Annotated in this window: 15 protein-coding genes, 1 tRNA gene and 3 pseudogenes; 8 read left to right on the top strand and 11 right to left on the bottom strand. The window is 42.4% G+C overall.

All coding sequences use genetic code 11. The features are described 5' to 3' along the window. The first annotated feature begins 8 nt into the window (after positions 1–8). From REG_RS02295 to REG_RS02285, 3 genes are read left to right on the top strand one after another with little or no spacing between them, the layout of a single operon-like run. The gene (locus REG_RS02295) at positions 9–1,316 is read left to right on the top strand and encodes a purine-cytosine permease family protein (RefSeq protein WP_039907112.1); all 1,308 of its coding nucleotides are present in this window, start codon (positions 9–11) and stop codon (positions 1,314–1,316) included. 3 nt (positions 1,317–1,319) lie between these two features. Beyond that, on the top strand, positions 1,320–2,429 hold the full coding sequence (locus REG_RS02290; protein WP_006704307.1) for a DUF917 domain-containing protein: 1,110 nt from the start codon (positions 1,320–1,322) through the stop codon (positions 2,427–2,429). 2 nt (positions 2,430–2,431) lie between these two features. Next, positions 2,432–4,003, top strand: a complete 1,572-nt coding sequence (locus REG_RS02285) for a hydantoinase/oxoprolinase N-terminal domain-containing protein (protein WP_006704306.1) — start codon at positions 2,432–2,434, stop codon at positions 4,001–4,003. A 253-nt stretch (positions 4,004–4,256) separates the two neighbouring features. On the opposite strand, the gene REG_RS02280 is transcribed toward REG_RS02285, so the two are convergent. Then, positions 4,257–4,333 (bottom strand) — tRNA-Ile (locus REG_RS02280). A gap of 217 nt (positions 4,334–4,550) precedes the next feature. Here REG_RS02280 and REG_RS02275 point away from each other — a divergent pair. After that, a complete protein-coding gene (locus REG_RS02275) occupies positions 4,551–4,757 on the top strand; it encodes a DUF1107 domain-containing protein (RefSeq protein WP_006704305.1) in 207 nt (68 codons plus the stop codon). A gap of 67 nt (positions 4,758–4,824) precedes the next feature. On the opposite strand, the gene REG_RS02270 is transcribed toward REG_RS02275, so the two are convergent. Together REG_RS02270 and REG_RS13005 are read right to left on the bottom strand one after the other, a co-directional pair. After that, entirely contained in the window at positions 4,825–6,162 is a 1,338-nt protein-coding gene (locus REG_RS02270) for a hemolysin family protein (RefSeq protein WP_039906939.1), read from the bottom strand. An 86-nt stretch (positions 6,163–6,248) separates the two neighbouring features. After that, the gene (locus REG_RS13005) at positions 6,249–6,413 is read right to left on the bottom strand and encodes a hypothetical protein (protein ID WP_176603365.1); all 165 of its coding nucleotides are present in this window, start codon (positions 6,411–6,413) and stop codon (positions 6,249–6,251) included. Positions 6,414–6,568: 155 nt separating this feature from the next. On the opposite strand from REG_RS13005, the pseudogene fbp reads away from it, so the two are divergent. Together fbp and ppa are read left to right on the top strand one after the other, a co-directional pair. Further along, positions 6,569–7,617: pseudogene (gene fbp, locus REG_RS02265) on the top strand (class 1 fructose-bisphosphatase). 47 nt (positions 7,618–7,664) lie between these two features. After that, complete coding sequence (ppa, locus tag REG_RS02260; protein ID WP_006704303.1) at positions 7,665–8,216, top strand: inorganic diphosphatase; 552 nt, start codon at positions 7,665–7,667, stop codon at positions 8,214–8,216. Between the two features lie 88 nt (positions 8,217–8,304). Here ppa and REG_RS02255 read toward each other — a convergent pair. From REG_RS02255 to argR, 6 genes and pseudogenes are all read right to left on the bottom strand, one after another. Next, positions 8,305–8,532: pseudogene (locus REG_RS02255) on the bottom strand (gamma-glutamylcyclotransferase family protein); the annotation flags it as partial. Positions 8,533–8,550: 18 nt separating this feature from the next. After that, a protein-coding gene (locus REG_RS11800) for an IS5-like element ISRein1 family transposase (protein ID WP_260200023.1) occupies positions 8,551–9,374 on the bottom strand; the annotation gives its coding sequence in 2 pieces (ribosomal slippage) (positions 8,551–8,987 and positions 8,987–9,374; 825 coding nt in all). An 83-nt stretch (positions 9,375–9,457) separates the two neighbouring features. Continuing rightward, positions 9,458–9,598: pseudogene (locus tag REG_RS02240) on the bottom strand (gamma-glutamylcyclotransferase); the annotation flags it as partial. Positions 9,599–9,600: 2 nt separating this feature from the next. Next, positions 9,601–13,362 (bottom strand): autotransporter assembly complex protein TamB, encoded by a 3,762-nt coding sequence (gene tamB, locus REG_RS02235; protein ID WP_006704302.1) that lies wholly within the window; start codon positions 13,360–13,362, stop codon positions 9,601–9,603. Further along, positions 13,359–15,095, bottom strand: a complete 1,737-nt coding sequence (tamA, locus tag REG_RS02230) for an autotransporter assembly complex protein TamA (RefSeq protein WP_039907107.1) — start codon at positions 15,093–15,095, stop codon at positions 13,359–13,361. Before tamA ends, tamB begins: the two co-directional genes overlap by 4 nt. 232 nt (positions 15,096–15,327) lie before the next feature. Further along, complete coding sequence (gene argR / locus REG_RS02225) at positions 15,328–15,819, bottom strand: transcriptional regulator ArgR (protein WP_006704300.1); 492 nt, start codon at positions 15,817–15,819, stop codon at positions 15,328–15,330. Positions 15,820–16,016: 197 nt separating this feature from the next. On the opposite strand from argR, the gene REG_RS02220 reads away from it, so the two are divergent. Then, a complete protein-coding gene (locus tag REG_RS02220; protein ID WP_039906938.1) occupies positions 16,017–17,240 on the top strand; it encodes a pyridoxal phosphate-dependent aminotransferase in 1,224 nt (407 codons plus the stop codon). A 49-nt stretch (positions 17,241–17,289) separates the two neighbouring features. Next, positions 17,290–17,934 (top strand): 5'-deoxynucleotidase, encoded by a 645-nt coding sequence (gene yfbR, locus REG_RS02215; RefSeq protein ID WP_006704298.1) that lies wholly within the window; start codon positions 17,290–17,292, stop codon positions 17,932–17,934. Between the two features lie 65 nt (positions 17,935–17,999). Here yfbR and yfbV read toward each other — a convergent pair whose 3' ends face one another. Continuing rightward, positions 18,000–18,455, bottom strand: a complete 456-nt coding sequence (gene yfbV, locus REG_RS02210) for a terminus macrodomain insulation protein YfbV (RefSeq protein WP_039907104.1) — start codon at positions 18,453–18,455, stop codon at positions 18,000–18,002. A 162-nt stretch (positions 18,456–18,617) separates the two neighbouring features. Next, positions 18,618–19,298 carry a 7-carboxy-7-deazaguanine synthase QueE gene (queE, locus tag REG_RS02205; protein ID WP_039907103.1) on the bottom strand — a complete coding sequence of 227 codons (681 nt, stop codon included), beginning with the start codon at positions 19,296–19,298 and terminating at the stop codon, positions 18,618–18,620. Positions 19,299–19,449 lie beyond the last annotated feature (151 nt).

The following is a 19,449-nucleotide window of genomic DNA, read 5'->3' as shown; positions in this document are numbered from 1 at the left end:
AATATACGATGAATAAAAACAATGTTACTAGTGGAGAGGATTATGCCTTTAAACCTGTCCCACTTAATGCACGTTCAAATCTGTTCACTGTCACTTTAATCCGCATAGGCATCATGACCGCGCTAGCACAGTTTATGCTGGGGGCGATGTTGGGTCATGCCATGACATTCGGTGAAGCATTACTGGCTACTTTTCTTGGCAGCTTAATTTTAGAATTTGTTAGCCTGGGACTCGGGATCGCCGGTGCACGTGAAGGCCTATCAACCAGTTTGTTGGCGCGTTGGTGTGGATTTGGACGCTTAGGATCAGTGCTGATTGGACTGGTGATCGCCGTCAGTTTATTAGGCTGGTTTGGGGTACAAAACGCCGTTTTTGCTAATGGCTTAAATTACGCCTTTGATGGTCAACTCGGATTTGCTTGGTCGGCGGCGATTTCCGGTATGGTGATTACCGTACTAGTGGCCTTTGGATTTCGGGCTTTGAGCTGGACGGCAAAAATTGCCGTTCCTTTATTTTTCTTCGTCATTGCTTGGATCTCATTGATTCTATTAGAAGGCCATAATATCGTTGCTCTTATTACCTCTGCTCCCGCTGGGACGCCGTTAACACTAGGTGCAGCAGCAACGGCTGTTGCCGGCGGATATATCGTCTGTGCATTAACAACAGCGGATATCAGTCGTTATTGTCAAAATGAACGCCACGTCTTTTGGATGGTAACTTGGTCTATCATTGTCGGTGAATTTATCGTCAATAGTATCGCAATATTAATTGCACATGCACTTAACACCGATGATGTTGTTTCTATTATGACGCAGACTGCCGGAGTGCTTGGGCTGCTGTCAGTCATTCTTTCTGCCGTTAAAATTAATGATGTGAATTTATACTCTTCATCTTTGGCTTTCGCTAACACAGTGGAAGGAGTGACTGGCAAAAAATGGCGCCATACTTGGCTAACGCTGGGATTAGGTATCATAGGCACAACTTTGTCAATCATGGGAATTTTAGAGGAGTTCACTCGCTTTCTCATTATACTCGGTGTTGTTTTTCCTCCTATCGCTGGCGTTATGTTAGTCGACTATTATATTTTACGCACCAGCCGTCAATTATTCGATGCTGCTCGAGCTGAACAAAAGCTGCCGACGGAAGCATCAACACCACAAATAGGTTGGCTTGCCGTCTTTGCTTGTGTCGTCGGCACTTTAGCCGGCTTGGGCATTAAATTTGGTATTCCATCATTAAATTCAATATTGGTTGCCGGCCTGGTTTATGGCGGATTGGCTAAAATCAATCCCTCGTTGCGCAGTTCAAGGATATAACAAATGAGGTTATTGGATAAAACACACATTCATCATATCGCGGCAGGGGCTTCTGTTCTTGGCAGTGGAGGGGGCGGAGACCCTCACATTGGCAAAATCATGGCGCTTAACGCAATAAAACAGCACGGACGCCCAATAGAATTGCTCGATCTCAATGTCGATCTGGATAAATTACATCCAGATGCTTTAATCGTTGCTACCGGTATGATTGGCTCACCCAGTGTGATGATAGAAAAACTGCCCAATGACAGTGAATCGATAGAAGCCTGTCGGTTTATGGAAAGATATTTAGGCAAAAAAATTGCCGCCATTTATCCCATTGAAGTAGGAGGAGCCAACTCATTGTTACCCTTAGCAACCGCGGCTCATCTAGGCGTGCCTCTGATCGACGTTGATGCAATGGGTAGAGCCTTCCCCGAATTTCATATGACAACATTTTATCTCGATGGGATTAATTCTTCTCCCTTCGTTTTAGTCGATTCAAAAGCAAATATCTGCTTAATTCAAGCACAAGATGCTTATGAAACAGAAAAAAAAAGCCGCGCCCTCTGTATCGAAATGGGGGGATTAGCTTTATTTGCCGCCTACCCGATAACACCCGCTGTAGCCAAAGCATCAGGCATTTTAGCAACCATTAGCCGTGCACAGGAGATTGGTGAAACACTAGAAAAAGCAAGAAATGAAAAAGCTGACATTGTGCAAGTATTGACCAATCTATTGAAGGGCTTTGTATTGTTTCGCGGCCGAGCAAATAAAATAGATCTACGTGTAACAGGGGGATTCACTTGTGGCCTTGCCTGTTTTGATGGCGTTGACACAGATAAAGGGAAAACATTCAACGTATCCTTTCAAAATGAATATTTATTAGCACAATGTGGTGACCTTCTGCTATGTAGTACGCCTGATCTTATCATCTTATTGGATGAAGATACGGGTGTTCCTATTCTGGCCGAGCGTTTGCGATATGGCAGCCGTGTTGTTGCATTGGGCGTACCGGCTGATAAAAAATTGTGCACTCCTCAGGGACTTAAGGTCACTGGACCACAGTATTTTAACTATGATGTTAATTTCACATCTGTTGAAGAATTAGTAGCAGCAAATAGAAGAGAATAAAAATGACGCACCGTATTGGCATAGATGTCGGTGGAACCAATACTGACGCTGTACTTTTAAACAACGATAAGAGGGTGATAGCGCGAACTAAACAATCAACGACGGGCGATGTGATCACCGGTATTGAGAAAGCTATTGCCTCTTTACTCAGTGAAGCTGATATTGATAAATCAACCATTACACAGGCCATGCTTGGCACCACCCACTGTACTAATGCGATTGTTGAGCGCAAGGGATTAAATTCCGTGGCGCATTTTCGCCTCGCAGCACCTGCCACACTAGCAATCCTGCCACTGACTGATGTGCCGGATGATTTTCGCAATCATTTGACAACGTATTTATTTATTGTTGAAGGGGGATTTAATTATAACGGCAAAATATTATCCCCACTTGATGAAGAAAAGATTCGTCAACATCTACGAGCAGTGAAAGGTAAAGTTGATGTGTTCTCTGTTTGTGGTGTTTTTTCTCCTGTTTCCAACGTACAAGAGCTCAGGGTTGCTGAATTAGTCCATGAAGAACTAGGTTCAGAAATACCCGTGTCCTTATCGCATAAAATAGGGTCGATTGGCTTATTAGAACGCGAAAATGCATCCATTTTAAATGCCGTGCTTTTTAGCACCGCGCAAAATATTGCCAATGGATTTAGTCAAGCATTACAGGCTCATCATATCAATGCAGAGATTTTTTTTGGTCAAAACGACGGCACATTGATGCCTCTCAAACACGCGCTATCATTTCCTATCCTCACCATTGCTTCTGGACCCACCAACAGTATTCGCGGTGCTTCATACCTGACCGGTTTAAAAAATGCATTAATCGTCGATGTGGGGGGAACCACCACCGATGTGGGTGTACTGACCAACGGATTTCCACGCGAATCACTCATTGCAGCTGAAATCGGCGGAGTGCGTACCAATTTTCGGATGCCAGATATTGCCTCCATTGGTTTAGGGGGCGGTACCATAGTGACACCTTTAGCCAATGGCGCATTTAAAATAGGTCCAGAAAGCGTCGGATATAAACTGGTTGAGCAAGCGTTGGTATTTGGTGGCGATATCATTACTGTTACTGATATTGCTGTCGCCAAAGGATTATTACATCTTGGTGATATTACGCTTGTTCAGCACTTATCAGCAGAGTGGGTTGAAAAAGTCTTTGCGCATTACGTCACAATGGTAGAAAAAGTTATTGATAAAATGAAGACCAATAATGACCCTACTCCTGTTGTGTTAGTCGGCGGCGGAGCCATCCTACTTCCTACCACATTACAGGGAGCATCGCAGGTTATTAGACCTGAGAATGCAGGGGTCGCTAATGCCATTGGTATTTCTGTCGCGCAAGCCAGTGGAGACGTCGATATTTTAGTTGCACTTGATAGACATAATGATCTTAATGCAGGATTGAAAGAGGCTCAAAATCAAGCTATTGCACAAGCCATCGCGATAGGCGCTCAACCCGATTCCATCGAAACCATAGAGCTCGAAGCAATACCATTGGCTTACATGCCCGGCAACACCGTTCGTATTCGAGCGAAAGTGGCAGGCATTCTTGGGGCAACCCCAGCGCAATAGACCTCCTTCCAAACCGTAGCGAGTGTTGTGAGGTCAAGGGACGCCCGGCGCGCACAGCAACCTTCGTTATACCCCATAAGTACATGAGGATTGCGAGCACCGGGCAACGCAGGATTCACGTCACGTAGTAGGTTTGGAAAGAGGTTTAATTAATAATTCACACCAGGCAGTGGGTTATACCAGCAGTCTAAAGTATCAGAGAGTAAAAGAGATTTCGAACAGGCGCTAAAAAAGAAGTGGGGATGGTTAAGAGTGGTGGCCCCTGCTGGACTTGAACCAGCGACCAAACGATTATGAGTCGTGTGCTCTAACCAACTGAGCTAAGGGGCCAAACTGTGGGGGAGTATACGGTATTTTTAAGTCATAGATCTAGCATTGGGAAATCAACTGAGTTCTTTTTATACAGATTTAGTAAAATGTTATAATAATTCTTTTTTTATGATTATTAAATCATCAGGTTGATCCCTCGAAAATTCTATGTAAACTGTACTTTCTCACCTATTTTTTCTTATCTGGATGTCGAGTATCGTAAAAGGGAAGTAATACAATGAGAATTTTCCCGCGTTACAATCCTATTAAAGTTGCAATGTATGTCAAAGCACTTTTCCGAGGCCGTTTATATATCAGGAATATGGGTATTTTTGAATTCGATAAAGGTAAAATTTTACTCCCTAAAATCCGTGATAAACGCCATTTTGTCGTCATGTCAGAAATCAATCGACAAGTGCAACGTTTGCAAACAGAAATAAGTTAATTAACAAAAAAATGAATTTAACGGCGGTTTTTTAGAAAAATTTATTGTTGTAAAATTATTTTTAACATTATAAATTTTTTTCTTTCTTTGATATTGACACCATGGAGGTAGATTTATCAGTTAACTTAGTCACTAGTAGCTGATCAATTTTATAGCTATCAATATCAATCACTTCGAATTTATAGCCTGCATGTTTAAAAAAGTCAGTGCGTTTGGGAATTTTACGCAGCATACACATCATAAAGCCCCCAATAGTTTCATAATTACCCGATTGAGGAAAATCATCGATATGCAAGACCCGCATTACGTCATCGATAGGAGTGCCTCCCTCAATCAACCATGAATTTTCATCACGAGCAACAATCTGCTCTTCTTGACCTTGTCCTACTAAATCACCCATCAGTGTCGTCATAACATCATTTAGTGTGATAATACCTACAACCAGTGCGTATTCATTGATAATAACGGCAAAATCTTCACCGGCCGTTTTGAAGCTTTCCAACGCTTCTGATAATGTTAAAGTATCTGGTATAAAAAGAGCCGCACGAATTTGTAAACCACTGCTTAATACTAAGCTTTGCTTACTGAGCACCCGATTAAGTAAATCTTTCGAATCAACATAACCCACTATTTTATCAATATTACTATCACAAACTAAAAATTTAGAATGAGGATGGACAGAAATTTTTTCTTTGATCTTGTCTTCACTCTCACCAAGATCAAAATAAATCACGTTCTCACGCGATGTCATCGAAGAAGGCACAGTGCGTGATTCCATCTCAAACACATTTTCAATCAATTCATGCTCTTGTTTTCGCAAAACCCCCGCCAATGCGCCGGCCTCTACTACCGCGTAAATGTCATCAGAAGTGATATCATCATTGCGAACCATAGGAAGTTTGAAAATACGAAAAATGAGGTTCGCCATCCCATTAAAAAACCAAACCAATGGACGAAAAACCATTAAACAGAAACGCATGGGATTAACAACACGGACGGCAACCGCCTCAGGTGCAATCATGCCAATGCGCTTTGGGGTAAGATCGGCGAATAGAATGAATAGGCTGGTTACCAAAACAAATGAGAAGATAGAGCTGATTTGTACCGCCAATTCAGAAGAGATAGAGGGGATAATCTCTTCAAGAAACACGGTAAATGAAGGCGAAAAAGCAGCATCACCGACAATCCCTGCGAGAATCGCTACAGCATTAAGGCCAATTTGCACTACAGTGAAAAAGGTTCCTGGTGTTGCTTGCATTTTTAGAACATGTGTAGCATTAACATCGCCTTCATCCGCCATAATTTTCAATTTTATTTTGCGTGATGCGGCAAGTGAAATCTCCGATAAAGAAAAAAAAGCACTGACTGCAATGAGAAAAAGAATCAATAGTATACTGTTTAACATAAAACCTCTTGAGGAAACTGCCAATCATTATATGAAATTAAGGAATAAGGGGGCGGTAACTGGAGCGTACGTTGAAATCATAAGGATTAATAACCGCCTAGCCTTTCAATATACCCTTCGCCTTTCAAGTTACGGCTTTGTTGTCTGCGGGTGCTCGCCGAATCACGTAGTTGTCTACGCTCATCGGTCGGTCGCCCTGGCCGCCTTGCCGTAACTCGAAATTCATTGGGTATAGCGTTTTCTTTTATCATAGGCCAAAGTATAATTGTTGGCGTGAGAAGACTACAAGCCAAGAGTACATGAGGATTGCGCGCACCACGCAACACAGAAATTCACACCACTGGCGACGGTTTTGCAAGAAGTCTAACAAAATACACCGGCAATCGACCATAATTGGGGCTATAACATGCAAACATTAGGCGAATTTATCGTAAAGAAAGAACATGATTTTCCCCATGCCACCGGTGAGTTAACAGCGTTACTTTCTGCCATCAAACTGGGCGCTAAAATCATCAACCGTGATATTAACAAAGCCGGGTTGCTCGATATTCTTGGTGCCAATGGTGTTACCAATGCTCAAGGTGAAGCACAAACGAAGTTGGATAAATTCGCTAATGACGCATTAAAAGCAGCATTGGAAGCCCGCACAGAAGTCGCTGGCATCGCATCAGAAGAAGAATGTATTGTTATTTTCAAAGGTGAAAAAGAAAAAAACGCTAAATATGTCGTACTAATGGATCCATTAGATGGCTCTTCTAATATTGACGTTAATGTCTCCGTTGGCACTATCTTTTCTATCTACCGACGAACGACAGCAATCGGCTTACCCATTACTGAAGCCGATTTTTGCAACCTGGCCGCGCTCAAATTGCCGCAGGTTATATCGTCTATGGTTCATCAACCATGCTGGTTTACACCACAGGTTGTGGTGTTCACGCTTTTACTTATGATCCCTCATTAGGTGAGTTTTGTCTCTCTCACGAAACAGTACGTTACCCTACTCAGGGTCATATTTATTCCATTAACGAAGGTAACTACATTAAATTTCCGTTGGGAGTAAAGGAATATATTAAGTATTGTCAGCAAAAAGACGAAGCAACGGGGCGTCCTTACAGCTCTCGTTATATCGGCTCGTTAGTGGCAGATTTTCACCGCAATTTACTCAAAGGCGGTATCTATATGTATCCATGAACCGCTAGCTATCGACAGGGTAAATTGCGCTTGTTATACGAATGTAATCCAATGGCATTTTTAGCCGAAGAAGCCGGAGGCAAAGCAACCGATGGAACGCGCCTTATTTTAGATATTGATCCTTATCCAAACGAGCTTCGTCAAAACCCGAAGATTGATCCAAAAAAACTGCTCCATCAACGCTCGCCACTTTTTATTGGCTCCCAGTCTATGGTTGAAAAGGTAGAGCAATTAATAGCCGAATCTTCTAAAAACACTTTCTGATGCTGAGAGCCCCTCATCCAATGTTGTTAAAATAAGAGGAAAACGATATGAGTTTAAACCTGGTATCCGCAGGTGAAGAGTTACCAAATGATATTTATGTGATAATTGAAATTCCAGCTAACGCCAATCCAATCAAATATGAAGTCAATAAAGAAAGCGGCGCATTATTTATTGACCGTTTTATTTCTTCTCCGATGTTTTATCCCTGTAATTACGGTTATATCAACCACACACTGTCGTTAGATGGTGATCCGATTGACGTGTTGGTACCAACCCCGTATCCATTACAACCCGGTTCGGTGATCCGTTGTCGTCCCATCGGCATGTTAAAAATGACCGACGACGGAGGAGAAGATGCCAAAGTAGTGGCGGTTCCACACAGTAAATTAACCACAGAATATGACAAAATTAAAGAAGTAAAGGATTTGCCCGAACTACTCAAAAATCAAATCGTACATTTTTTTGAGCATTATAAAGGGTTAGAAAAAGGAAAATGGGTGAAAATTGGTGGTTGGGAAAGCGCAGAAGCGGCTAAACAAGAAATTATAGAATCCTCTGAACGTGCCGCAAAAGAGAAAGAGAAAGAGAAAAAAGAATAATCTTCAGTTCTTAAACACCGCTTAAGAGCCTTATATCTTTGTCATTTATTTTTGTCATTAGCTCTCAAAGGCGAAGGGTATATAAGGCTCAAGGCGGTGTATCTTTCTTCACTATCTGACCAACTTCTTCATTACGTTTTAACCAATCACCACTATGGATACGAGGTAAACCGACGACGTTAAGACAGTAAAGATAAATCCAAGCTCTGCCAAAGGGCGTTTTAAGCAACTTACGTCGGTAAGCCCCTGGGCTGTTTTTGAGCTCATCTAATTCAGTTAGCGTAGCGGAGTCAATACGATAAACTTCACAATAGACCTCTTCGGAAACTATCATTTATCTAATTTCCATATTATAAATTGCAGCAATCAGATTAAATCTTAATCCAAAACGTTTTCGCCTGTTTCGATAACGGTCTGATACAATTTTAAATCTTTTAATCATACCAATGACATGTTCGTTTAATACACGCTGGCTTGATAACGCACGATTGTTGCGTTTATCTTCTTTTGTTAAGGGATTTTTCTTTGTCTTTTTCTTAGGCAACGCCGAGTTTGAATGAATCTTGCCAAGCCCTTGGTAACCTGTATCGGTAACTGTTTTGATGTCAGGATGTATTCGCACACCAGACTCCTTAAACAACCTAAAATCATGGCGCCTCCCATTCGTAAAGCTTGTACAGATGACTGCTTTACTTTTTTTATCAACGAGCACTTGTGTTTTTAAGGTGTGTCGTTTCTTTTTTCCTGAGTAAAACGGCTTTTGTTTTTTTGGGGACGTTCAATCGGCGTTTCTGTGGCATCAATAAGAACCAGCTCATACTCCCTATCCCTTTTTAATACAGCTTTGCGTCCAGGTAGGGCAAAATCAGGATGCTTTATTAGTGTATTCTCTATCCATTTAATCGTTTCATAGCATGTGCTCTCACTCACGCCATAGCTTTGGCTGACATGAAAATAAGTGCGATATTCTCGTATATACTCCAGTGCCATTAATAAGCGCTCTTCTAAACCCCGCTTGGGTTTCCGACCTCCTTTCCCTTGCTTACTCTTATCTGCTTCATTCAATATCTTTATCATCTTTTCAAATGTACTGCGTTTAACACCCGTTAAGCGACGAAATTTTTCCTCTTCCAGTACTTTTATTACTTCATATTTCATGGCGGCTCCTTGTTCAGGAGTGTTTTACCAAAATTCTTATATGAATGCTAGTTTCCGAAGAGGTCTAATGTATCAGACCTTTTGCCAGGAATAACGGCGGGATAATAGCCTAAATTATACATTTCGTAGCCTTCTAAATCATATTTTCCCAATAGCTGAGCCGCCGTCATCGAACGGCTATTGCCTTGTTTGCGTCGTAAACTACCGTAAACAATCACTTTCATAGTTAAAACTCAAACCGGTAAAGCATATCTAGCGTTTGATTAATGCCAGATACCGCTTCTAAATATAATTTAGGCATCAATTGATAACGTAACGTTAAGGCCGCTAATGAATCAAATATACCAACACCATATTTCACTTGCAGGTTTTTTGTCACATTACCACTGACAACAACTTTAGAGCTATTCCCTACGCCTTCAGTATCCAGCGTCAAATTACTGACGCCAAATGCTTCGCCGATTTTGCCCACCAATTTACCACTTTTTGCTACGCCAATACCAATCAACATTGAAGTCATCACACCACCATCAGCGCCCGAGTTGGTTAAACCTTGCCCCCGTAACAAATAGGACAAAGCTTCTTGCTGTGACATAGCGGGATCAGAATACACATCTACCCGTGGCGCATTAGCCATACCGGTTACTAGCACACCCGCGGTAACTTTATTTTCTGTCGTCTCCGGATTACGTATCGCATCAATATTCAATAAGGGTTGATCAGCAGGCCCAGAAAACAAGAGTTCTCCCTTTTTCACAATGAGATCTTGCCCGTAAGCATGAAAACTACCCTGCGGGATGGTTATCTGGCCATGTAATCCCAAACCGCGTTTATCTTGTACCACTTTTAATGCGCCCTGTAATTGAGCTTGCAGGCCAAAAGCGTCAATACGTACATCGGAGCCTAAAACAATATTCAAATTACTCTGAATGGCCATAGCCGTATTCCGTGGGGCTATCGGTTGTAACTGATTATTCAGCATCACTTCATCTGAAGAGACCGCCACCACATCTTCCGGTATTTTTTCTATCAAAACCCGCGCCCAGGGGATATCAACCTGTCCCTCTAATTTCAACGATTGAGGCGAGGCTACAAATGCTAAATCGGGAGAAACATCGGCTTGCAACATAGGTGGCATCGTCACCCGCAGTTTATCTCCTTTAGCCGCAATTTTAGCATGCCAAGCATCAGGAGTGCGCCAGTCAGCTTCACCTATCAAATTAAGCTGCCCCTGAGCAGTACGAATCAAGCCTTCTAATGTCGATGTCATACCATTAAAGTTCATCAACAAACGGCTTTCGTTGATCTTAAATGGCATCCAGCTACCATCAAAACCTATCTTATCTAATGCCAATTGCCCATACAGCAGAGGATTGTTTGCATTCCCTGCCAAACGTAGTTTGCTGTTCAGCACGCCGGAAGCAGTTTCGCCATAACTTAAGATAGGATTGAGCATCGCCAGTGAAACATCACTGACCGTAATATTGCCTGATAAATTACGCTGCCCCTGTGGTTGCTCGATTTTTAGCTGACCATCAAGTTGCCCATTGTCTGTTAGCTTAATCAGCCAATCTATCTGTGCATTGCCTTTTTTCAGCCCTGCATTTAAGTTTAGCGTATCAAAAGCAATAGGCACTAGGTTACTTTGTATTCTTTGTTGTACTTTTACGCCATGTCCCACCAGCGCCATATCAAACTGGGGCAAGGTATCATCAGCTTGCCAACTGATATCGCCCCGCCCAGTAAAAATTCCGCTCAAGAGCGTATCTGAACCCAGCAATGGTTTCATCATTGCTAAATCAAAGCGTTTGAGGAGCACATGCGCCTGTCCACTCTCACCTATCTCAATGCGACCGGGCGCACAAAGTTCTGCATTAGCATGTTGCCAACAATGTGATCCAATGGTCAATTTTTGTGGCATATTGAGGTACTCAAGCGTGGCCACGCGATTTAAACGCCACTCACCCACCGGGGTATCAACATAGGTGTCACTCAAATTGCCCCACCAGCGTTGTTGCTGTCTATCAAAACGGCCATTTAACACTAATTGACCCGCCATGGGGTGACCGGCTAATGTCAAATGTAGCTGATGTTGCTTTTCGCTGCCTTTGGCCGTGAGCGTTAATCCACTGATCGCAAAATTTTCCTGTTTCAATTGCTCAATCTGTATCATTAGCTGGCTTTGCATTCGCTCCTCTAAATACAAATTACCCTCAATCTTTACACCTTTAATACTCAGTTTTTGCCACTGTAATCCGTACGCACTAAGATCGGCCAACACTTGCGGCGTTTTTAAACTCCCGCGCAATTTAACCACCCCTTTCGCCACGCCGCCTAATCCCGGTAGAGCACCATTCAATTCAGGCGCATCAAGGCTAGCGTCCAATGCCCAATTTTTATCGAGATCACCTTTAATATTGAGGCTATTACGACCCAGCGCCAGGTTGATAGCGGGGACATGCCATTGTCCAGCAGAATTTCCGCTGATCGCGCCCCGGGCTGTCAGCTGTTTTTGTTTTATATTGCCATTTAATGTTAATTCTGGAATTTGCATTTGCCAGTGACCATCACGACTGACACTGCCCTGAGTGGTAATTTTACCATCAAGTTTTGCTGGCCATGCTGGCCATTGTTTTTCCGTATTAATACCGCTTACGGTCAATATCTGATGCCAGTTGATAGCATTGCGCCAATCCACCCTGCCAGTCAGATGAGCATTACCTTGTAAAGCCGCTAAGTTTAAAGCGGTCAGATAAAATTGCGCTAGATCACCTTTACCCTCGAGGGTGAATTGAGCCGAAGGTAAATCCAAACCTTGAAAATCAGAGCGTAATGACAATGCATAATCCGTCATTTTGCCATCAAAACGCATATTGAAATTATTAAGTTGATATTGCTTATCACCGGTCAACGGCCAACGTAATTGCTGACTTTGCAAAGTGGCCGATAGCGGTAATCCGATTTCTGATAGCTGGGTTTTTGCCGTTAATTGCGCACTAACTGAGCCGGAAAGATTTAACGCCAGCGCTAATTGTCCCCGCAGATCACCCGCCAACTTGAGTTTAATCTTTTCCTCTTTTAGCGGCGCAATATTAAGCGTGCTGTTAGCCACAATATCTAACGGCCATTTACCCGCTAATGTCAGGTTTCCCTTGGCAGATAATTCACCCTGTGGTGATTTAATCTGCAAATCATCCAACTGAACCTGTTGACCCTGAGTGGAGCCTTTTAATAAAAAATGAGTGATCAAGACATCCTGATCACCCTTAATCCGTATTTGTTGAGCCAAAATTTCTTTTATCTGAATATCTAGCGGCAAAGAAAAATCGGGGAGCTTTGGTAATAAGGGGGTAGCAAAAAATGTCTGCAGATGTTCAACCAACGAGATTTCAGGCAAGGGTGCTTCGTGCTTTTTTGGGCTAACCGGTTTTTCTACTGGCGGTAAGGTTGAAGAAACCAGCAATCCATTAATTTGAGTTGGCATCAGTGATAAGCTACGTTGTTGCCAACGAGCAGCAGTGCGTAACGCCTCTAAAGAAATCGTTTGGTTATCTACCGTTATTTTAACTCGATTGAGCGCTAATAATTTTAATATTATTGGATAAGGCGTACGTAGGTCAGTTAATGGCTTATCAGCCGGATCAGGATCGCTAACGGGAAGCGCTTTACTATTAATCATGACAACAACATCTTGTGCTGTCAGCGCATTGATACAGATTTCTTTATTTTTTAGACATGAAAATTGCAGTGAAAGATCTAACTGACCCGTTTTTACTATCATGCCAGGCATCTGATATTCGATCCCTTTCAGCCTCAGATCTTGCCAACCACCGCTAACACTGGCCATTTGTAACCCAGGCACCCAACCGACAGCACGGTTAAGCAAAAAATGTAACCCACCCTCAGTACTCAGTAAAGTGACAGTAGTCCCCACAAGCGATAACACAATGAGCAACAGGGCAAGACTCAGTTTTTTTATCCAACTCATAATTCAGGTCCTAACCCAATATAAAATTGGACAGAATTTTCTTTTTTATCGCCAACCGGTAACGCGATATCGAACTTTAATGGACCCAGTGGTGATTCCCAACGTATACCCATCCCAGCCCCTATTTTAAAATTGCTACGGCGGATATCATTTACCGCTTCTCCTCCGTCGACAAAAATAGCCCCCCACCATCGATTAGCGACCTTGTATTGATACTCAAGAGAGCCGGTGATTAATTTTGACGCACCACTGAGTTTACCTTCACTGTCAAGGGGTGAAATACTTTGGTATTTATAGCCACGGATGCTACGGTCTCCTCCGGCAAAAAAACGCAATAAAGGGGGCACCCGGTCGAAATCATTGGTTTCTATCCAACCGAGATGTCCACGTAATATCACACGATTTTTTTCACCGAATGAGCGGATCCAAACCTGCTGTGCTTGTATGATGCCAAAATCAACATTTGATCCCCAGCGCGTATTTGATACATCAAACGAATACCGCTGACTATCGCCCCAGGTTGGCATCATTCCTCCCCGTTGACGTGTACGACTGATGCTGACACCAGGATAAAGTAGCATCGTCGTGTTGATGACTTGTCCTTGAGTATAGTGATCTAAACTCCAGCGTAAATTAACAGACGGCTGCCATCCACTGGACATTTTCCAAAAACGCGCCACGTTCAAAGTAGTGAGATCTGATCTAGTATCATTTACCCGCTTACGTTTCAATCCGCTTTGCAGTAAATAATAGTGATCGAGTGGATTTTCTAATAATGGAATACGATAACTAAAATCAAGACTTTGTTCCGGAGCGGAAATATTGGCATTGCTGGTAAAGCTATGGCCACGATTGTTGAGCCAAGGCTTACGCCAGCTCGCTTTTAGCCGCGGCCCAGTATCAGTTGCATACCCACCACCGAGTTCAACTGTATTTTTCGTTCGAGGGGTCACTATTGCATCCAAGGGCAGAATTTTATTGATCTTGGCGTCTTCAAAATTAGGAGATACCACTACTGAATTAAACCAATTGGTCGCCGCTAACCGACGATTGAACTCGGCAAGATCGTCAGAATGATAATAATTTCCAACCTCAAAGGGGATTAAGTTTTGTAGGTAATCTTCGCGAATTTGCGCTCCCTGGAATACAACCTTACCAAAGCGATAACGTTGACCACTGTCGAAATCAATATCCCAAAAAGCTTGATGTAATTTGTCAGCCACTCCCAGTTGTTTTTTAATCATATCAGCGTCGAAATAACCTTTACGTAATGCCAGAGTAGAAAGGGAGCCGGTAAAATCATCAAATTTGCCATGATGTAATACTGAACCTATTTTCGGTGTCTCTTTAATGATTAACGTTTGATACTCCTGATCATCTTTAGCGGCACCCTGTAATTTGATATCTGTGCCAGCAATCAATACCGCTTTACCTGCTATCACATTGATAATAAGTGTCGAGCGGTCAGCCGATCCGGGTTGCAAATTGAAATGAATAACAGGATGGTAATAACCTAATGCACGCAATCCCTGACGAACGGCAACATTCACCTGCGCTTGAAAACGGCCATCAAAGTTGACGTTATCACCTTTTATGGTTGATAAACGTGCATTCACATTTTTTTCTAATTCTCCGCTAAGACCTTTAACCTGAAATTGGATATGAGTGGCATGAGCAAAGGGGATAACAAAAAAGATAACGCACAAAAAATAAAAAATAGGGTATCGCGACACCTGCTTACTCCCTTTAGTCAGCGTAATTTTAGAGGCTATATGGCTGCGGGGGTTAGCCTCATCAGGTCGTATGTCCACGCTCATCGGTCTCACATCCTGGCCGCCTAACGGCAACTTGAAAGGCTGTGGGTATAGCCGAATCAGTTTAATTTGATTCAAGGCGGAGGAGCGCAGACAGTACAAATAGTACGGCAAGCGACGACAACACTTAAATCAAATTAAAATGATTTGGCTATATATTTGAAATCTCTTGTGCCTGCTTAATACCAAACCATGCTCGCATCGATTTATATAAATTCTCAGTGCTAACCTCTTTAATTGGCGTAGTAAAAATAGTGTCGTCGCCAGCAATATTGCCTAAAATACCCTCTGTTTCCCTTAAAGAATCAAGCAGGCGCGCAATCAATTGTGCGGCACCAGCGCTAGTGTGAATGACGACCAGAGAATGGTTATGTTTAATATCTAATACTAAATTTTTTAATTGACTACTGACAGTAGGCAACAAGGGTTCGATGGGCAGGCGATAAACCATTTCCATTTTGGCATTACGTACTCTAACAGCGCCAAATTTTGTCAACATGCGTGATACTTTTGATTGATTGATATTTTCAAATCCTTCATCCTGTAACAGCAACACAATCTCGTTGTGAGAGCGACATTTTTCCTCTGTTAAAAGTTCTTTGAACCGTTTATTAAGGTTTGCTTGTTTAACAGAATTACCCATTTTTTAGCTGCTCTTAGAAAAATAACAATGGTTATTATGGATATTGATCAACTATTCTTCAATATTAGATCTCTTTGGAAACCGTAACGAGTAAGGGTATAGACATAAAAATAATATTTCCACAAAACAAATAATAGACTTTTTATATAACTTACGAAATTATCATGATGCGTTTTACCAACCAAGGCGTATTTTTTATGTCACAAATTAAAAAATCCAATAAATTAGATAACGTTTGTTACGATATCCGTGGCTCAGTTTTAAAAGAGGCAAAACGTCTTGAAGAAGAAGGCCACAAAGTGTTGAAACTCAACATCGGCAATCCTGCGCCCTTTGGCTTTGAAGCACCCGATGAAATTTTGGTTGATGTCATTCGTAATTTACCTACAGCGCAAGGCTATTGTGATTCGAAAGGACTTTATTCAGCGCGTAAAGCGATTATGCAGCATTATCAAGCAAAAGGTATTTGTGATCTGACGATAGAAGACATTTATATCGGTAATGGTGTCTCTGAGCTGATCTTGCAATCCATGCAAGCTTTACTCAATACCGGTGATGAAATGCTGATCCCAGCGCCTGACTACCCACTGTGGACCGCAGCGGTATCACTCTCTGGTGGGAAAGCAGTACATTACCGCTGTGATGAAGCCGCGTATTGGTTTCCTGATATTGAAGATATAAAAAGAAACATCACCCCACGCACCCGTGGCATCGTGATCATTAATCCAAACAATCCAACCGGAGCCGTTTATAGCGAGGCGATATTAAAAGAAATCGTTACCCTCGCCCGAAAACATAATCTGATTATTTTCGCCGATGAAATCTACGATAAAATTCTTTATGACGATGCAAAACATTATTCTATCGCCGCGTTAGCGCCAGATCTATTAACCGTAACCTTTAGCGGTTTATCCAAAACCTATCGAGTTGCCGGTTTTCGCCAAGGCTGGATGGTGCTCAATGGCCCTAAAGAAAACGCAGAAAGTTACATCGAAGGGCTAGATATATTGGCCTCAATGCGTCTTTGTGCCAATGTACCCATGCAACACGCTATTCAAACCGCTTTAGGCGGTTATCAGAGTATCAATGAATTTATTCAGCCTGGGGGACGTTTATATGAACAACGCAACCTAGCCTGGGAGTTACTGACTCAGATCCCTGGCGTTTCTTGTGTTAAACCTATGGGCGCGCTCTATATGTTTCCACGCATCGATCGCAAAGGTTTTAATGTACATGACGATGAAAAAATGGTGTTAGATTTATTATTGCAGCAAAAAGTATTATTGGTGCAAGGCAGAGCCTTTAACTGGCCTCACCCTGATCATGTGCGTATTGTCATCTTACCTTGCGTTGATGAGTTAAAGGGGGCTATCGCTAAGTTAGGGCAATTTTTGGAAACGTATCATCAACCCCCCACCTGAAACCGATAAAAAATAGCGGTGTCCTTACAATAAAAAGAGAGTCTTCATTATGACTTGTTCTAAACCTGAAAATAAAAGCCACTTTTTTGCCCATCTGTCTCGGCTTTCCTTGATTAACCGCTGGCCGTTGATGCGCACTGTGCGGAGCGAAAATGTTTCAGAGCACAGTTTGCAAGTGGCTTTTGTTGCTCATGCGTTAGCCATTATTCAAAATCGCCTGTTCGAGGCTAACTTTAACGCCGAGCGCGTTGCATTATTGGCGATGTACCACGATGTCAGTGAAGTGCTCACCGGTGATATGGCAACACCCGTCAAGTACCACAATCCACAAATCACCCATGAATACAAACAAATTGAAAAATCAGCTCAAAAAAAATTGATTGCCATGCTACCAACAGCATTACAAAAGGATTTTCGTTTCATCTCGGATGACTGTGATTGCAGTAAATCGGATGATTGCAGTTGCAATAAAGAGGAAAAATTAATAGTGAAACAGGCTGATACTTTATGTGCTTATCTAAAATGCTTAGAAGAATTGGCCGCGCACAATAATGAATTTATTTGTGCTGAAAAGCGCTTAAGAGACGTTTTGGAAAAATATGGCAGTCCAGCAGTCGACTATTTTATGAAAGTGTTTGTTCCCAGTTTCAAATTATCATTACATGAAATTAGCGATGATTCACCCGCGATATAATCAGCATAGTGGTGTGGTATTACCTGTATTGCCAAATCATTTTAATTTGATTCGGTTAAAAACCATCACAAACCGTCAAAAAGTGTTTTATCCAATTGCTTAAACGCCCCTTTAAGTAACTCGGCCAGCGATTGATAAGTGAGGCATTGTTCAGCCACTACCACGACCTTGCCGGCTTGAGCTAATTTTTGATGTATATCATGAAACCAACGCACGAGTCGCGGCGGTAACGGCATCATCGACCGCTTACCTAACCACCATAATCCTTGTAACGGCAAACTACAGGCAAAGAGTGCACCAGTAACAGCAAGCCCTAACGACCCTCCCAGCGCTATCTGCCAAGTCAACATAAAGATAGCGAGGGGCGGCATAAAGCGGATGCCAAACCGGGTGACTTTGATAACATGATGTTCCAAAAAAATAGGCGCTAGGCGTTTGTCTAATGGCCACGTCTTCATGTATTTTTGGCCACATTTGAGCACTTGAAACCAACTTGCTATAGGATCAGGAGTGTGTGTCATCATTTATGTTCATCAACTTGAAGTGAATGGTTTTATACCGTTCGCCTTTGAAGCCGCCGCGTTGTTGGCTGCGGGTGCTCACCTCATGGTATGTCTACGCTCATCGGTCGGTCGCCCTGGCAGCCGAAGGCAACTTCAAAGGCGAACGGTATATCGGATAATTCAACGGATCTTAAGGTATTTATGCATTTGCACAGATAACCTCCAGTTGTGTTTAATGCACGTTTCTATACAAAGCTTGGTTGCTTCTTCTGACTCCTTTTCTGTTTTTCTGATCGGCTGTAGAGCAATAACAGGTTTTTTACCATCGTTCAGCTTATCTAATAAATTATTTAATCGCTCAATATCTCGCTCTCGCGCCACCGGATGTTTTATTTCATCAGCCCGTTGTAATGCCTGATCAAGTAATTTTAACCCCCCTTTCATCCCTATTTTCGGCGATACCGTCACCCAACTGGCTGTAGAGCAGCGAACTGGATGGGTGCCGCTGGTTTCAATTTGACAACGATAACCATTTTCTTCCAACAAAGAAGTTAAAGGCTGTAAATCGTAAAGGCAAGGCTCTCCACCGGTTATAACTACATGACGCGCCTGGTATTTTTCTTTACAGATAGCAACCAGTTGCTGCTCATTGGCATTACTCCATGTATCCTTGGCGACGGTTTTTACCGTAATACCTTGTATATCAATTTCTTTATCTTTTTTTATATCCCAGGTATGTTTAGTATCACACCAACTACAAGCGACTGGACAGCCTTGTAATCGTATGAAAATTGCCGGTACGTTGGTGAAATACCCTTCTCCTTGCAACGACTGAAAAATCTCATTAATCGGGTACAGCATTAGTATCTCTAATAATAAAAGGAATGACCGGTGATTATTGCAGATTGTTATCTTTTCACCAAACTGCCCTCTCATGTTCTGTGAAACGCCTTTGTTAGCGCCTAATGCAAATTTCAATAGGTTTTTAGAAAAATCTCTCAGTCGGCATGAC

Origin of the sequence: Candidatus Regiella insecticola LSR1 (assembly GCF_000143625.1) — a bacterium.
Taxonomy (GTDB): domain Bacteria; phylum Pseudomonadota; class Gammaproteobacteria; order Enterobacterales; family Enterobacteriaceae; genus Regiella; species Regiella insecticola.
This window is presented reverse-complemented; position numbering and strand designations above follow the sequence as displayed.

What these genes read in the sequence shown, in the direction of transcription:
- REG_RS02270 (WP_039906939.1), bottom strand. Translation starts at nt 6,162, where the DNA reads ATGTTAAACAGTATACTATTGATTCTTTTTCTCATTGCAGTCAGTGCT.
- queE (WP_039907103.1), bottom strand. Translation starts at nt 19,298, where the DNA reads ATGCTGTACCCGATTAATGAGATTTTTCAGTCGTTGCAAGGAGAAGGG.
- REG_RS02285 (WP_006704306.1), top strand. Translation starts at nt 2,432, where the DNA reads ATGACGCACCGTATTGGCATAGATGTCGGTGGAACCAATACTGACGCT.
- REG_RS02275 (WP_006704305.1), top strand. Translation starts at nt 4,551, where the DNA reads ATGAGAATTTTCCCGCGTTACAATCCTATTAAAGTTGCAATGTATGTC.
- REG_RS02290 (WP_006704307.1), top strand. Translation starts at nt 1,320, where the DNA reads ATGAGGTTATTGGATAAAACACACATTCATCATATCGCGGCAGGGGCT.
- argR (WP_006704300.1), bottom strand. Translation starts at nt 15,819, where the DNA reads ATGGGTAATTCTGTTAAACAAGCAAACCTTAATAAACGGTTCAAAGAA.
- REG_RS13005 (WP_176603365.1), bottom strand. Translation starts at nt 6,413, where the DNA reads ATGATAAAAGAAAACGCTATACCCAATGAATTTCGAGTTACGGCAAGG.
- tamB (WP_006704302.1), bottom strand. Translation starts at nt 13,362, where the DNA reads ATGAGTTGGATAAAAAAACTGAGTCTTGCCCTGTTGCTCATTGTGTTA.
- yfbR (WP_006704298.1), top strand. Translation starts at nt 17,290, where the DNA reads ATGACTTGTTCTAAACCTGAAAATAAAAGCCACTTTTTTGCCCATCTG.
- REG_RS02295 (WP_039907112.1), top strand. Translation starts at nt 9, where the DNA reads ATGAATAAAAACAATGTTACTAGTGGAGAGGATTATGCCTTTAAACCT.
- yfbV (WP_039907104.1), bottom strand. Translation starts at nt 18,455, where the DNA reads ATGACACACACTCCTGATCCTATAGCAAGTTGGTTTCAAGTGCTCAAA.
- REG_RS02220 (WP_039906938.1), top strand. Translation starts at nt 16,017, where the DNA reads ATGTCACAAATTAAAAAATCCAATAAATTAGATAACGTTTGTTACGAT.
- ppa (WP_006704303.1), top strand. Translation starts at nt 7,665, where the DNA reads ATGAGTTTAAACCTGGTATCCGCAGGTGAAGAGTTACCAAATGATATT.